Source organism: Stappia sp. TSB10P1A (assembly GCF_900185725.1).
Lineage (GTDB): Bacteria > Pseudomonadota > Alphaproteobacteria > Rhizobiales > Stappiaceae > Stappia.
On the sequence record NZ_FYAU01000029.1, the window covers coordinates 418,586 to 430,657 of the forward strand.

At 68.8% G+C, this 12,072-nt stretch carries 10 protein-coding genes; 5 read left to right on the forward strand and 5 right to left on the reverse strand.

Annotated features, from left to right (window positions below; all coding sequences use genetic code 11):
- Positions 1-117: 117 nt before the first annotated feature.
- The 5 genes from TSB10P1A_RS15760 to hutI all read right to left on the reverse strand — a co-directional run bounded on the left by TSB10P1A_RS15760 (position 118) and on the right by hutI (position 6,560).
- Positions 118-1,215, reverse strand: coding sequence for a TRAP transporter substrate-binding protein (locus TSB10P1A_RS15760; RefSeq protein WP_186388871.1), 1,098 nt, complete (start codon positions 1,213-1,215; stop codon positions 118-120).
- Between the two features lie 80 nt (positions 1,216-1,295).
- A complete protein-coding gene (hutU, locus tag TSB10P1A_RS15765) occupies positions 1,296-2,969 on the reverse strand; it encodes a urocanate hydratase (RefSeq protein ID WP_186388872.1) in 1,674 nt (557 codons plus the stop codon).
- The gene (gene hutG, locus TSB10P1A_RS15770) at positions 2,966-3,784 is read right to left on the reverse strand and encodes an N-formylglutamate deformylase (RefSeq protein WP_186388873.1); all 819 of its coding nucleotides are present in this window, start codon (positions 3,782-3,784) and stop codon (positions 2,966-2,968) included. The genes hutU and hutG overlap by 4 nt, the downstream gene beginning before the upstream one ends.
- Complete coding sequence (gene hutH, locus TSB10P1A_RS15775) at positions 3,781-5,328, reverse strand: histidine ammonia-lyase (protein WP_186388874.1); 1,548 nt, start codon at positions 5,326-5,328, stop codon at positions 3,781-3,783. Before hutH ends, hutG begins: the two co-directional genes overlap by 4 nt.
- On the reverse strand, positions 5,328-6,560 hold the full coding sequence (gene hutI / locus TSB10P1A_RS15780; RefSeq protein ID WP_186388875.1) for an imidazolonepropionase: 1,233 nt from the start codon (positions 6,558-6,560) through the stop codon (positions 5,328-5,330). The genes hutH and hutI overlap by 1 nt, the downstream gene beginning before the upstream one ends.
- 113 nt (positions 6,561-6,673) lie before the next feature.
- Here hutI and TSB10P1A_RS15785 point away from each other — a divergent pair, with 113 nt between their 5' ends.
- From TSB10P1A_RS15785 to TSB10P1A_RS15805, 5 genes are all read left to right on the forward strand, one after another.
- Entirely contained in the window at positions 6,674-8,047 is a 1,374-nt protein-coding gene (locus tag TSB10P1A_RS15785; protein WP_186388876.1) for a formimidoylglutamate deiminase, read from the forward strand.
- A complete protein-coding gene (locus tag TSB10P1A_RS15790) occupies positions 8,047-8,793 on the forward strand; it encodes a GntR family transcriptional regulator (RefSeq protein ID WP_186388877.1) in 747 nt (248 codons plus the stop codon). The genes TSB10P1A_RS15785 and TSB10P1A_RS15790 overlap by 1 nt, the downstream gene beginning before the upstream one ends.
- Before the next feature lie 198 nt (positions 8,794-8,991).
- Positions 8,992-10,026 (forward strand): TRAP transporter substrate-binding protein, encoded by a 1,035-nt coding sequence (locus TSB10P1A_RS15795; protein WP_186388878.1) that lies wholly within the window; start codon positions 8,992-8,994, stop codon positions 10,024-10,026.
- A gap of 66 nt (positions 10,027-10,092) precedes the next feature.
- Positions 10,093-11,361, forward strand: a complete 1,269-nt coding sequence (locus tag TSB10P1A_RS15800; RefSeq protein WP_186388879.1) for a flavin-dependent oxidoreductase — start codon at positions 10,093-10,095, stop codon at positions 11,359-11,361.
- A 2-nt stretch (positions 11,362-11,363) separates the two neighbouring features.
- On the forward strand, positions 11,364-11,843 hold the full coding sequence (locus TSB10P1A_RS15805) for a MarR family winged helix-turn-helix transcriptional regulator (RefSeq protein WP_186388880.1): 480 nt from the start codon (positions 11,364-11,366) through the stop codon (positions 11,841-11,843).
- The last annotated feature ends 229 nt before the right edge of the window (positions 11,844-12,072 follow it).

Below are 12,072 nucleotides of genomic sequence, written 5' to 3' on the forward strand. Positions count from 1 at the left end.
TCGTGCGGTCGGTCGGGGGGAAGATCGCGGGCCGGCGAACGGCCCGCGACCTGTCGCGGATGCAGCGCCGGGGTCCGCAAGCGCGCCCGGACCCTAGCAGGTTTTACCGAGGTGCGCTCAGTACTTGTAGTCCATGGCGCGGGCGTTCATCTGCCCGTTGTCGGCATAGACCATGTAGTCGGAGACCGAGGCGCGATAGGCAAGGAAGCTCTCGACGATCCGGCGCACCAACTCGTCGTCGTTCTCGCGCAGTTCGCCGATGACCTCGCCGGCGGCATTGCCCATGGCGACGATGACGTCGTCCGGCAGCTTCTTCACCTGCACGCCCTGCTCGGCGACGAGCTGCTGCAGCGCCAGCGCATGCTTGGTCGTGTACTCGGTCCAGACCGGGTTGTAGAGCGACTCGCAGGCAAGCGCGACGGCCTGCTGCAGGTCGGCCGGCAGGGCCTCGTAGGCGGCCATGTTGACGGCGCATTCCTCGGCGGAGGACGGTTCGCCGACGCCCGGCCAGTAGTAGTTCTTGGCGACCTGCTGGAAGCCGAGGGCGGAATCCGACCAGGGGCCGATGAACTCGCCGGCGTCGAGCGCGCCCGACTGCAGCGCCTGGAACATGTCGCGCCCGCCCATCGCCTGCACGGCCATGCCGAGTTTGGCGCACATTTCCGAGGCAAGGCCGGTGGTGCGGAAGCGCAGGCCCTTGAGGTCGTCGACCGAGTTGATCTCGTTGCGGAACCAGCCGGCCCATTGCGGGCCGGAATTGCCGCAAAGGAACGGCTTCAGGCCGAAGCGGCCATAGATCTCGTCATAGAGCGCCTGACCGCCGCCATGGGCGAGCCAGCCGAACTGCTCGTCGGCGCGCAGGCCGAACGGCTGCGAACCGAACAGCAGGATGCCCTTGGACTTGGAGCCCCAATAGGCCGGAACCGCGTGGTAGAGCTCGGCGGTGCCTTCCGCGACGGCGTCGAACACGCCATTGCCCGGCACCAGCTCGCCGGCGGCAAAGAGCTGCACCTCGATGCGGCCGCCCGACAGGGCGGTGATGCGGTCGGCGAGCATCTGCGCGGCGACGCCCGGGCCCGGCAGGTTCTTCGGCCAGGCGGTGACCATCTTCCAGCGCTTCACGTCCTGGGCGATGGCCGGGGCCGCGAGGGTTCCGGTGGCGGCAGTGGCGACGGCGCCGACGCCGGCGGTCTTCAGGAAATCACGTCTTTTCATGGCAGCACAGTCCTCTGGTTGGTTTTCCTTCACAGCATCATGGGGCCTTGCCGGCCCTTTGAACGTCCCGCGGTCCCGCCTCAGTTTCCGAGGATGGCGGGCAGGCGCAGTCCGTGTTCCCTGGCGCAGTCGAGCGCGATCTCATAGCCGGCATCGGCGTGGCGCATCACGCCGGTCGCCGGATCGTTCCACAGCACCCGCTCGATGCGGCGGTCGGCATCCTCGCTGCCGTCGCAGCAGATCACCATGCCCGAATGCTGCGAGAAGCCCATGCCGACGCCGCCGCCATGGTGCAGGCTGACCCAGGTCGCCCCGCTTGCGCAATTCAGCAGCGCGTTGAGCAGCGGCCAGTCGGAGACCGCGTCCGAGCCGTCCTGCATGGCCTCCGTCTCGCGGTTGGGCGAGGCGACGGAGCCGGAATCGAGGTGGTCGCGGCCGATGACGATCGGCGCCTTCAGCTCGCCGTTGCGCACCATCTCGTTGAACGCGAGACCCAGCCGGTGGCGGTCGCCGAGGCCCACCCAGCAGATGCGCGCCGGCAGGCCCTGGAAGGAGATGCGCTCGCGCGCCATGTCGAGCCAGCGGTGCAGATGCGTGTTGTCGGGCAGCAGCTCGCGCACCTTGGCATCGGTCTTGTAGATGTCTTCCGGATCGCCCGACAGGGCGGCCCAGCGGAACGGACCGACGCCGCGGCAGAACAGCGGGCGGATATAGGCGGGCACGAAACCGGGGAAGGCGAAGGCGTTTTCCAGCCCTTCCTCCAGCGCGACCTGGCGGATGTTGTTGCCGTAGTCCAGCGTCGGTACGCCCATGTTCCAGAAGTCGACCATGGCGGCGACATGCTCGCGCATGGAGGCGCGCGCGGCCTTCTCCACCGCCTTCGGGTCGCTCTCGCGCTTGGCCGCCCATTCGGCCATGGTCCAGCCCTTCGGCAGGTAGCCGTTGATCGGATCATGCGCCGAGGTCTGGTCGGTGACGATGTCCGGTTTCACCCCGCGCCGCACCAGCTCGGGGAAGATCTCCGCCGCATTGCCGAGCAGGCCGACGGACTTGGCTTCGCCCGCCTTGGTCCAGCGCTCGATCATCTCCAGCGCCTCGTCCAGCGTCTCCGCCTTCTCGTCGACATAGCGGGTGCGCAGGCGGAAATCGATGGAGTCCGGATTGCACTCCACCGCCAGGCAGCAGGCGCCGGCCATCACCGCGGCGAGCGGCTGGGCGCCGCCCATGCCGCCGAGGCCGCCGGTGAGGATCCACTTGCCCTTGAGCGAGCCGCCATAGTGCTGGCGGCCGGCCTCGACGAAGGTCTCAAAGGTGCCCTGCACGATGCCCTGGCTGCCGATATAGATCCACGAGCCGGCGGTCATCTGGCCGTACATCATCAGCCCGGCCTTATCGAGCTTGTTGAAGTGGTCCCAGTTGGCCCAGTGCGGCACCAGGTTGGAATTGGCGATCAGCACCCGCGGCGCGTCCTTGTGGGTGCGGAAGACGCCGACCGGCTTGCCCGACTGGACGACCAGCGTCTCGGTCTCCTCAAGGTCACGCAGGGTCGCTACGATACGGTCGAAGTCGTCCCAGGTGCGCGCCGCCCGGCCGATGCCGCCATAGACGACGAGCTCGTTCGGCTTCTCGGCCACATCCGGATCGAGATTGTTCATCAGCATCCGCAAGGGCGCTTCGGTCAGCCAGGACTTCGCGGTGATCTCGGTGCCGGTGGCCGCCCGCACGGTGCGGGTGTTGTGGCGCGGGTTGGTCATGTGGTTCCTCCGGAGGCAAGCGACCCGTCGAGCGCGAGGCGTTCCAGACGGGTGAGAAGGGTCTTGAGATGGACGCGAAGGGCGCTTGCCTTGGCCTCGTCATAGGCAAAGGGCGCGCTCTCGCTTGCCAAATGGGTCGACTGGGCGAGCTCCATCTGGATGGCGTGGACATTATCCGCCGGCCGGCCGTAATGGCGGGTGGTCCAGCCACCCTTGAAGCGGCCGTTGAGGGTGCTGGAATAGCCCTGCGCCCCGCCGCAGACCTCGACGATGGCCTGCTCGATCAGGGGGTGGCAGGTGGCCCCGTCATTGGTGCCGATGTTGAAATCGGGAAGTTTGCCGGCAAAAAGAAACGGGATATGCGAGCGGATCGAATGGCAGTCGTAGAGGATCGCGACGCCGTGGAGCGCCTTCACCCGCTCGATCTCGGCGGCGAGCGCCGCGTGATAGGGCGCGTGAAACGCCTCGCGCCGGGCAGCGACATCGGCGTCGCTGGGGGCCTCGCCGTCCTTCCAGATCGGCACGCCGTCGAAGTCCGTCTCCGGCACGAGGCCGGTGGTGTTCTGCCCCGGATAAAGGCTCGCGCCGGCCGGGTCGCGGTTGGCATCGACGACATAGCGATGGAACGTTGCGCGCACCGTGGTGGCATCGTCCAGCAGCCCGTCATAGAGCCGGTGGATGTGCCAGTCGGTATCCGCGAGCTCAAGGCCGCGCGCGTTGAGCCGGGCGGCGATCGCCTCGGGCACATGGGTGCCCGTGTGGGGCAGGCCGAGGATGACGGGGCTCGTGCCCTTGCGGATCTCGACGGGCGTCATGCGGCCTCTCCCAGCGACAGCAGGGCCGTTTCGCTCGCCGCCGCGACGACCTCGCGGCTGGCGATGAGGCGGGCTGCGACCTGAAGGTCGGGCGCCATGTAGCGGTCGGCCTCGAGCGGGGCCACATGCCGGCGCAGCCGGGCGACGGCGGCGGCCAGCGGCGCGCTGGTGGCGAGCGGGGCGCGGTGCTCGATGCCCTCGGCCGCGCACAGCATCTCGACGCCGAGAATGACGGCGAGATTGGCGTTCATCCGCTCCAGCCGCCGTGCGCCATGGGCGGCCATGGACACATGATCTTCCTGGTTGGCGCTGGTCGGGGTGGAATCGATGGAGCAGGGATGGGCGAGGTGCTTGTTCTCGCTCATCAAGGCGGCCGTCGTTACCTCGGCGATCATCATGCCGGAGTTGAGGCCGGGATCGCGGGCAAGGAAGGGCGGCAGGTCGAAGGACAGCGTCGGGTCGACCATCAGCGCCACCCGGCGCTGGGCGATGGCGCCGAGTTCGGCAATCGCCAGCGCGATCTGGTCGGCGGCGAAGGCGACCGGCTCGGCGTGGAAGTTGCCGCCCGAGACGATGCGCCCCTCGTCGATCAGCACCAGCGGGTTGTCGGTCGCCGCATTCGCCTCGATCTCCAGCGTGCGGCCGGCCATGCGCAGCAGGTCGACGCAGGCGCCGGCGACCTGCGGCTGGCAGCGGATGCAGTAGGGATCCTGCACGCGGCTGTCGCCGGTGCGGTGGCTCTCGCGGATCTGCGAGCCTTCCATCAGGGCGCGCATGGCGCTCGCCACCTCGATCTGGCCGCGATGGCCGCGCAGCGCGTGGATTTCCGGCAGCAGCGGGGCGGTCGAGCCCATGATCGCGTCGGTGGACAGGCTCGCGGTGAGCAGAGTCGCCTCCGCCAGCCGCCAGGCGGTGAACAGGCCGGTGAGCGCGCAGGCGGTGGAGAACTGCGTGCCGTTGATGAGACCGAGTCCCTCCTTCGGGCCGAGCACCACCGGAGCAAGGCCGGCTTTCTCCAGCGCGGCGCGGCCGGGCATGCGCGTGCCCTGATACTCCGCCTCGCCTTCGCCGATCAGCACGGCGGTCATGTGGGCGAGCGGGGCAAGATCGCCGGAAGCACCGACCGAGCCTTGCGAGGGAACGCAGGGGGTGATGCCGGCGGCGAGGCAGTCCTCGATGAGCTTCAGCACCTCAAAGCGCACGCCCGAGGCGCCGCGCCCGAGCGACAGCAGCTTCAGCACCATCATCAGCCGCGTCGTCGCGCCGTCGAGCAGCTCGCCGACGCCGCAGCAATGCGAGAGGATCAGATTGCGCTGGAGCGTCGCCGTGTCGGTGCCGGCGATCTTGACGCTGGCGAGCTTGCCGAAGCCGGTATTGACGCCGTATACGGCTTCCTCGCCCATGGCGGCCGCGGCGACCCGCTCGGCGGCGCGCTCGATGTCCGCTTGCGCGCCTCGGTCGATGCGGGCGGCGAGCTCCTCCCGATAGATGCGTTCGAGCTGGGCGAGCGTGACGCGGCCCGGCGTAAGGGTCATGACGCTCATTATGCGCCTCCGAAAATGCGGTGGTGCAGCGGGTTGAAGCCGATGCGGTAGGTCAGTTCGGCCGGCTCCGCGACGTCCCAAACGGCAAGGTCGGCGCGCTTGCCGGCCTCGATGGTGCCGATCTCGCCGGCAAGGCCGAGCGCGCGGGCGGCCTCGCGGGTCGCGCCGGCAAGGCATTCTTCCGGCGTCAGGCGGAACAGCGTCGCGCCCATGTTCATGGCGAGCAGCAGCGAGGTCAGCGGCGAGGAACCGGGATTGCAGTCGGTGGCAAGGGCGATCGGCACGCCGGCCTTGCGCAGCGCTGCAACGGGGGGCGCCTGCGTCTCGCGCAGGGTATAGAAGGCGCCGGGCAGCAGCACGGCGACCGTGCCGGAGGCGGCCATGGCATCGATCCCGTCCTGCCCGAGATATTCCAGGTGATCGGCCGAGAGCGCGCCATACTGCGCGGCCAGCTTCGCGCCGCCGAGATCGGAGAGCTGTTCGGCATGCAACTTGACCGGCAGGCCGAGCGCCTTTGCGCGCTCGAACACCTGCGCCATTTCGGCCGGAGAAAAGGCGATGCCCTCGCAGAACCCGTCGACGGCATCGACCAGGCCGGCCGCATGGGCCGCCTCGAGGCCCGGCAGCACCACCTCGTCGAGATAGGCTTGCGAGCGCCCCTTGTAGTCGGCCGGCACCGCGTGGGCGGCAAGCCACGACGTGACGACGCGCACGCCGCGTTCGCGCCCGAGGCGCCGGGCGGCGGCGAGCATGCGGATCTCGCCGGCAATCGTCAGGCCGTAGCCCGACTTGATCTCGATGGTGGTGACGCCTTCGCCGATCAGCGTGTCGAGCCGGGGCAGGGCGGAGGCGACGAGCTCGTCCTCGCTCGCTGCCCGCGTCGCCGCGACGGTGGAGACGATGCCGCCGCCGGCGCGGGCGATCTCCTCATAGCTTGCCCCTTCGAGGCGCAGCTCGAACTCGCGGGCCCGGTTGCCGCCATGGATGATATGGGTGTGGCAGTCGACGAGGCCGGGAGTGACGAGGCGGCCGCCCAGCGACCGGGACGGCCAGGACGCGAATTGTGCGGGTAGTTCGGCGGCACTGCCGCACCAGGCGATACGGCCATCGGCACCGATTGCGACGGCGCCATCCTCGACGAGACCATAGGGGGTGGCGCCCGCGACCAGGGTCGCAAGACGCAACGCGGTCAGGACCTCGCCGGCGGCGGATCCGGTCGCAGTTTCTGGCATGACCCCTCCCAGGGCTTCCGGTCGAATGGTTCTTCTGGTGTGCTGCAATATGTGTTTGTTTAATTACGATATGTATGTACATAATTGTCAATCTCAAAAATGAGGCGGACGGAATGCGGATCTTCGCGGAGACGGCCTTGCTGGCCACGGGATGGGCGCGCAACGTGGTGGTGGAGATCGCCGCGGACGGGCGGATCGGCAAGGTATTGCAAGGCGTTGACCGGGCAGAGGTGGCGGCCGAGCACGCGGTCGGGATCCTGTTGCCGGCACCGGCAAACCTGCACAGCCATGCGTTCCAGCGGGCGATGGCGGGCCTGAGCGAGTTTCGCGGCACGGCCGAGCACGACACGTTCTGGACCTGGCGCGAGATCATGTATCGCTTCCTCGGCGCCTTCACGCCGGAGACGGTGGAGGCGGTGGCCGCCTTCGTGCAGATGGAGATGCTGGAGGCCGGCTATGCCGCCTCCGCCGAGTTCCATTACGTCCACAGTCAGGCCGACGGCACGCCCTATGCTGACCGGGCGGAGCTTTCCCGCCGGATCGCGGCCGCCTCTGAGATCTCCGGCATCGGCCTGACCTTGCTGCCGGTCTATTACACGACAGGCGGCCTCGATCGCCGGCCGCTCGCCGGCGGCCAGCGCCGCTTCGGCTCCGATCTCGACGGCTTTGCGCGGATCGTCGAGGGGGCGGAGGAGGCTGTGGCAGCGCTTGCCCCTGACGCGCGGCTCGGGATCGCTCCGCATTCGCTGCGCGCGGTGCCGGCGGAGGACCTTGCGAAGGTCACCGCCCTGCGCCCCGCCGATCCCCTGCACATGCATATCGCCGAACAGACCGGCGAGGTGGAGGAGGTGCTGGCCGCCCATGGCCGCCGCCCGGTCGAATGGCTTTTCGACAACCATCAGGTGGACGAGCGCTGGTGCCTGATCCATTGCACCCATCTGACCGACGGCGAACGCAAGGCGATCGCGACGAGCGGCGCGGTCGCGGGCCTGTGCCCGATCACCGAATCGAGCCTTGGCGACGGCATCTTCGATGGTGCCCGCTATCTTGCCGACGGCGGCACGCTGGGTATCGGCTCCGATTCCAACATTCGCATCGCACTCTCGGAGGAGCTGCGGACGCTGGAATATTCCCAGCGCCTGCGCGACCGGCACCGGGCGGTGCTGGCGACGAGCGAGCGCTCCTGCGGCCGCCGGCTCTACGACGAGGTGCTGAAAGGCGGCGCGCGGGCGCTCGGCCGCGACAGCGGTGCGATCCGGGAAGGCGCCTGGGCCGATCTCGTTGCCCTCGATGCGGCGTCGCTGCACCTGGAGGGACTGTCCGGCGACACGTTGCTCGATGCATGGATCTTTGCCGGCGACGACCGGTTGGTGCGCGACGTGTGGGCGGCGGGGCGCCATAGGGTGCGGGACGGCAGCCATGTCGACCGCGCGCGGATCGAGGCCGGCTACCGCGACGCGATGCGGACCTTGAAGCGGAGCATGTGATGTCGCGACCCGTCGTGCCTGCGAAGGATGTCGATCCGGTGCCGGCCGGCATCCGGGTGCCGAATTCCTTCCGGGCCATCAAGGCGGAAATCCTCAAGCGCATCAGCGAGCGGGTCTGGCTGCCCGGCGAGCTGATTCCGGGCGAGGAGGATCTGGCGCGCGAATTCGGCTGCGCCCGCGTCACCGTCAATCGGGCGCTGCGGGAACTTGCCGAGATCGGTCTGGTGGAGCGCAAGCGCCGCGCCGGCACCCGCATCGCCGAACATCCCTTGCGCGAGGCGCGGCTGGAGATCCCGGTGGTGCGCAGCGAGGTCGAGGCGCGCGGCGCCCAGTACCGCTTCTCGATCCTCAGCCGCGAACGGCTGGAGGCGCCGGAGGCGATGCGCGCCCGGCTCGACCTGCCGGCCGGCACGCCGATGCTGCATGTGCGCTGCCTGCATTTCGCCGACAACCGGCCCTGGCAATTCGAGGACCGCTGGATTCACATCGCCGCCGTTCCCGACATCGCCGACGAACCGTTCGAGCGCATGAGCCCCAACGAGTGGCTGGTGAAGTTCGCCCCCTTCTCGGAGATGGAGATCGGCCTCAGCGCCGCGGCGGCGAGCGGCGAGGAAGCGACGCTGCTCGCCATCCAGCCCGGCGCGCCGGTCTTCGTCTTCGAGCGCACCACCTGGCTGATCGATCAGCCGATCACCCATGTGCGGATGCTGCATCCCCAGTCCTACCGGATGGTCTCGCGCTTCTAAGGTGCGGATCGGCGATTGATCGTTCGCCCGTTGACGGGCATAATCGTTTACATAATAAACGATCTGGATGCGGTCCGCCGGGAGGAGCCGGGGTGGTCGCGTCCGCATGGGCTTGGCCCGGACCGGCGGCAGCCGGCAGGGCAGGCGACGGACGGCGCGACGCGCCGGAGCCGTGCGAGATAACTGGGAGGACACCGAATGCTTCGACTGAAATCGCTCGCCGTCGCTGCGACGGCGCTGGCTTGCGCCGGCATTGCCCCGGCACTGGCGCAGGACGTGACCCTGCGCGTGCATCATTTCCTGCCGGCGCCGGCGCCGGTCCCGAAGAACTTCATCACCCCCTGGGCCGAGAAGGTGATGGCCGAGTCCAACGGCCGCATCAAGGTCGAGGTCTTCCCGGCGATGCAGCTCGGCGGCACGCCGCCGGCGCTCTACGACCAGGCCCGCGACGGCGTCGTCGATATCGTCTGGACCCTGCCGGGCTACACGCCGGGCCGCTTCCCGGGCAGCGAGGCGTTCGAACTGCCGTTCATGGCCGCCAAGGCCGAGCCGACCAGCGAGGCCTTCTGGGATTTCTACGAGAAATACCTGAAGGGCGAGTTCAAGGACGTCCATCCGATCGCGGTGCATGTGCACGGCCCCGGCCTGCTGCATGTCAAGGGCAACGGCGTCACCGCGCTGGAGGACATGAAGGGGCTGAAGCTGCGCGGGCCGACCCGCCAGACCAACGCCCTGCTCGGCGCGCTCGGCGCAACGCCGGTCGGCATGCCGGTTCCGGCGATGCCCGAGGCGCTGTCCAAGGGCGTGATCGACGGCACGGTCGTGCCGTGGGAGGTGACGACGCCGCTGAAGGTGGCCGAACTCGTCAACAGCCACACCGACTTCGAGGGCTCGCGCGGCCTCTACACCGCCACTTTCGTCTTCGCCATGAACAAGGCGAAATACGACAGCCTGCCGGAGGACCTGAAGGCGGTCATCGACGCCAACAGCGGCCGCGAGGTGTCCAAGTGGGTCGGCCGCGTCATGGACGAGGGCGATCTGCCGGGCATCGCCGCCGCCGAAAAGGCGGGCAACACGATGCGCAAGCTGCCGCCGGAAGAGGTCGAGCGCTGGAAGGCCGCCGCCGAGCCGGTGGTCGCCGCCTGGATCGCGGAAGTCGCGGGCAAGGGCTATGACGGCGCCGCCATGGTCGAGGATGCCCGTGCTATGATCACGCAATACGCGGGCGAGTGATTGGCGTTCCCTGCCGGCCGGCAGCGGCCGGCAGGGGCTTTTCCCAGGCATCCAAGGATCTCCGCCATGACCGTTCTCGTTGCCGGCGCGGGCATCGCCGGCCTGACGCTCGCCCTCAGCCTGCACCGGATCGGCGTGCCCGTGCGCATCTTCGAGGCGGTGCGGGAGATCCGGCCGCTTGGCGTCGGCATCAACCTGCAGCCGCATGCGGTGCGCGAGCTCGATGAACTCGGCCTGCTCGACCGGCTCGACGCCATCGGTCTCAGAACCCAGGAAGTCGCCTATTTTTCCAGCCACGGCCAGCCGATCTGGTCGGAGCCGCGCGGGCTGGCCGCCGGCTATGACTGGCCGCAATTCTCCATCCATCGCGGACGGCTGCAGATGATGCTGCTCGACGCGGTGCGCGAGCGGCTCGGCCCCGATGCGGTGACCTGCGGCATTTCCGTCGCTGCCTGGCGCGAGAGCGAGGGCGGCGTCGAGATCGATCTCGTCGACCGGGAGACGGGAGCCTCGGCCGGCAGCGCGCGCGGCGCGGTCTTCGTCGCGGCCGATGGCATTCATTCCACAGCCCGCTCGGGGCTCTATCCGGACGAGGGTCTGCCGGTATGGGGCGGCATCGTCATGTGGCGCGGCGTCACCCGAGCGCCGCATTTTCTCACCCGCCGCTCGATGGCGATGACCGGCTGCAAGCCGCGCAAGTTCGTCTGCTATCCGATCGAGGACATCACCCTCGACGACGGCCGGCCCGGCGCGGTGATCAACTGGATCGCCGATCTGAGGATGCCCGCCGATCACATGTGGCGGCGCGAGGACTGGAACCGGCCGGGCAATCCGGACGACTTCCTGCCGCGGTTCGACACCTGGCGCTTCGACTGGCTCGACATCCCTTCGCTGATCCGCAATGCCGAGCACATCTTCGAATATCCGATGGTCGACCGCGATCCGCTGCCGCGCTGGACCCATGGTCCGATGACGCTTCTGGGCGATGCCGCCCATCCGATGTATCCGATCGGCTCCAACGGCGCGAGCCAGGCGATCCTCGATGCCCGCGTGCTGACCCGCGAGATCCTGCGTCACGGCGCGGTGCCGGCCGCGCTTGCGGCCTATGAAAAGGAGCGGCGTCCGGCGACGGCGCGCATCGTGCTCGCCAATCGCGCCGACGGCCCCGACAAGGTGCTCGACGTGGTCGAGGAACGGGCGCCGGACGGCTTCGGCCGCATCGAGGACGTGCTGTCCCGCGAGGAACTGCTGGAGACGGCGGCCGGCTACAAGCGGATCGCCGGCTTCGATGTCGAGGCCTTGAACCAGCGCCCGCCGATCGTGCCGGCAGCCTGATCATGGCGGCAGGCGGAGGCCGGGACGAGGCCGCCTCGGGCAGGGAGCTCGACTACGGCCTGCTCAACCGGCTGGTCGGCCACCTGCTGCGCCATGCCTTTCTGCGCGGTCACCAGGCCTTTGCCGAGGCATTTTCCGGCGAGGCGCTGACGCCGTTGCAGTTCATGGTTCTGGAACTGGTGGACCGCAATCCCGGTGTCACCCATCGCGATGTCGCGGCCGCCATGTCCACCGCTCCTTCGGTTCTCACCACCGCGCTGAAGCCGCTGGTTGCCGGCCGGCTGCTGGAGCAGGTCGGGGTGGCCGGCGACGGGCGGCGGGTGGCCTATCGCCTCACGGCCGAGGGCCGCAGGTATTTTCACGCGCTGCGCCCGCGCATCGACGCTGCCGAACGGCTTCTGCTCGCCGGCCTGGATGAGACGGAGGCCGAGACGCTCAGGAGCTTCCTGCGCCGCATGACCGGCCGGGCGGCGGAGGGGTGAGACTGCCGGAGCCCGTCCGGGTTCACAGCGGTGTCCCCGCTGGCTGACCAGATTCAGCGGCTGTTTGCCGCGGGCGTCGATCCGCGCCCCGGGCGCTCCCGCGCATCTGTTCCGATCGCCCTGTTTCGCAAGGCGGAATCGCATCGGGAGCGGGCTCACCCGCGCATCTGCAGTTTAGATCTATTATAATGTATTGATTTTGCAAGAATATTATCTTGACTACAAAACT

What these genes read in the sequence shown, in the direction of transcription:
- TSB10P1A_RS15800 (WP_186388879.1), top strand. Translation starts at nt 10,093, where the DNA reads ATGACCGTTCTCGTTGCCGGCGCGGGCATCGCCGGCCTGACGCTCGCC.
- TSB10P1A_RS15760 (WP_186388871.1), bottom strand. Translation starts at nt 1,215, where the DNA reads ATGAAAAGACGTGATTTCCTGAAGACCGCCGGCGTCGGCGCCGTCGCC.
- TSB10P1A_RS15790 (WP_186388877.1), top strand. Translation starts at nt 8,047, where the DNA reads ATGTCGCGACCCGTCGTGCCTGCGAAGGATGTCGATCCGGTGCCGGCC.
- hutG (WP_186388873.1), bottom strand. Translation starts at nt 3,784, where the DNA reads ATGACGCCCGTCGAGATCCGCAAGGGCACGAGCCCCGTCATCCTCGGC.
- TSB10P1A_RS15805 (WP_186388880.1), top strand. Translation starts at nt 11,364, where the DNA reads ATGGCGGCAGGCGGAGGCCGGGACGAGGCCGCCTCGGGCAGGGAGCTC.
- hutU (WP_186388872.1), bottom strand. Translation starts at nt 2,969, where the DNA reads ATGACCAACCCGCGCCACAACACCCGCACCGTGCGGGCGGCCACCGGC.
- hutI (WP_186388875.1), bottom strand. Translation starts at nt 6,560, where the DNA reads ATGCCAGAAACTGCGACCGGATCCGCCGCCGGCGAGGTCCTGACCGCG.
- TSB10P1A_RS15795 (WP_186388878.1), top strand. Translation starts at nt 8,992, where the DNA reads ATGCTTCGACTGAAATCGCTCGCCGTCGCTGCGACGGCGCTGGCTTGC.
- hutH (WP_186388874.1), bottom strand. Translation starts at nt 5,328, where the DNA reads ATGAGCGTCATGACCCTTACGCCGGGCCGCGTCACGCTCGCCCAGCTC.
- TSB10P1A_RS15785 (WP_186388876.1), top strand. Translation starts at nt 6,674, where the DNA reads ATGCGGATCTTCGCGGAGACGGCCTTGCTGGCCACGGGATGGGCGCGC.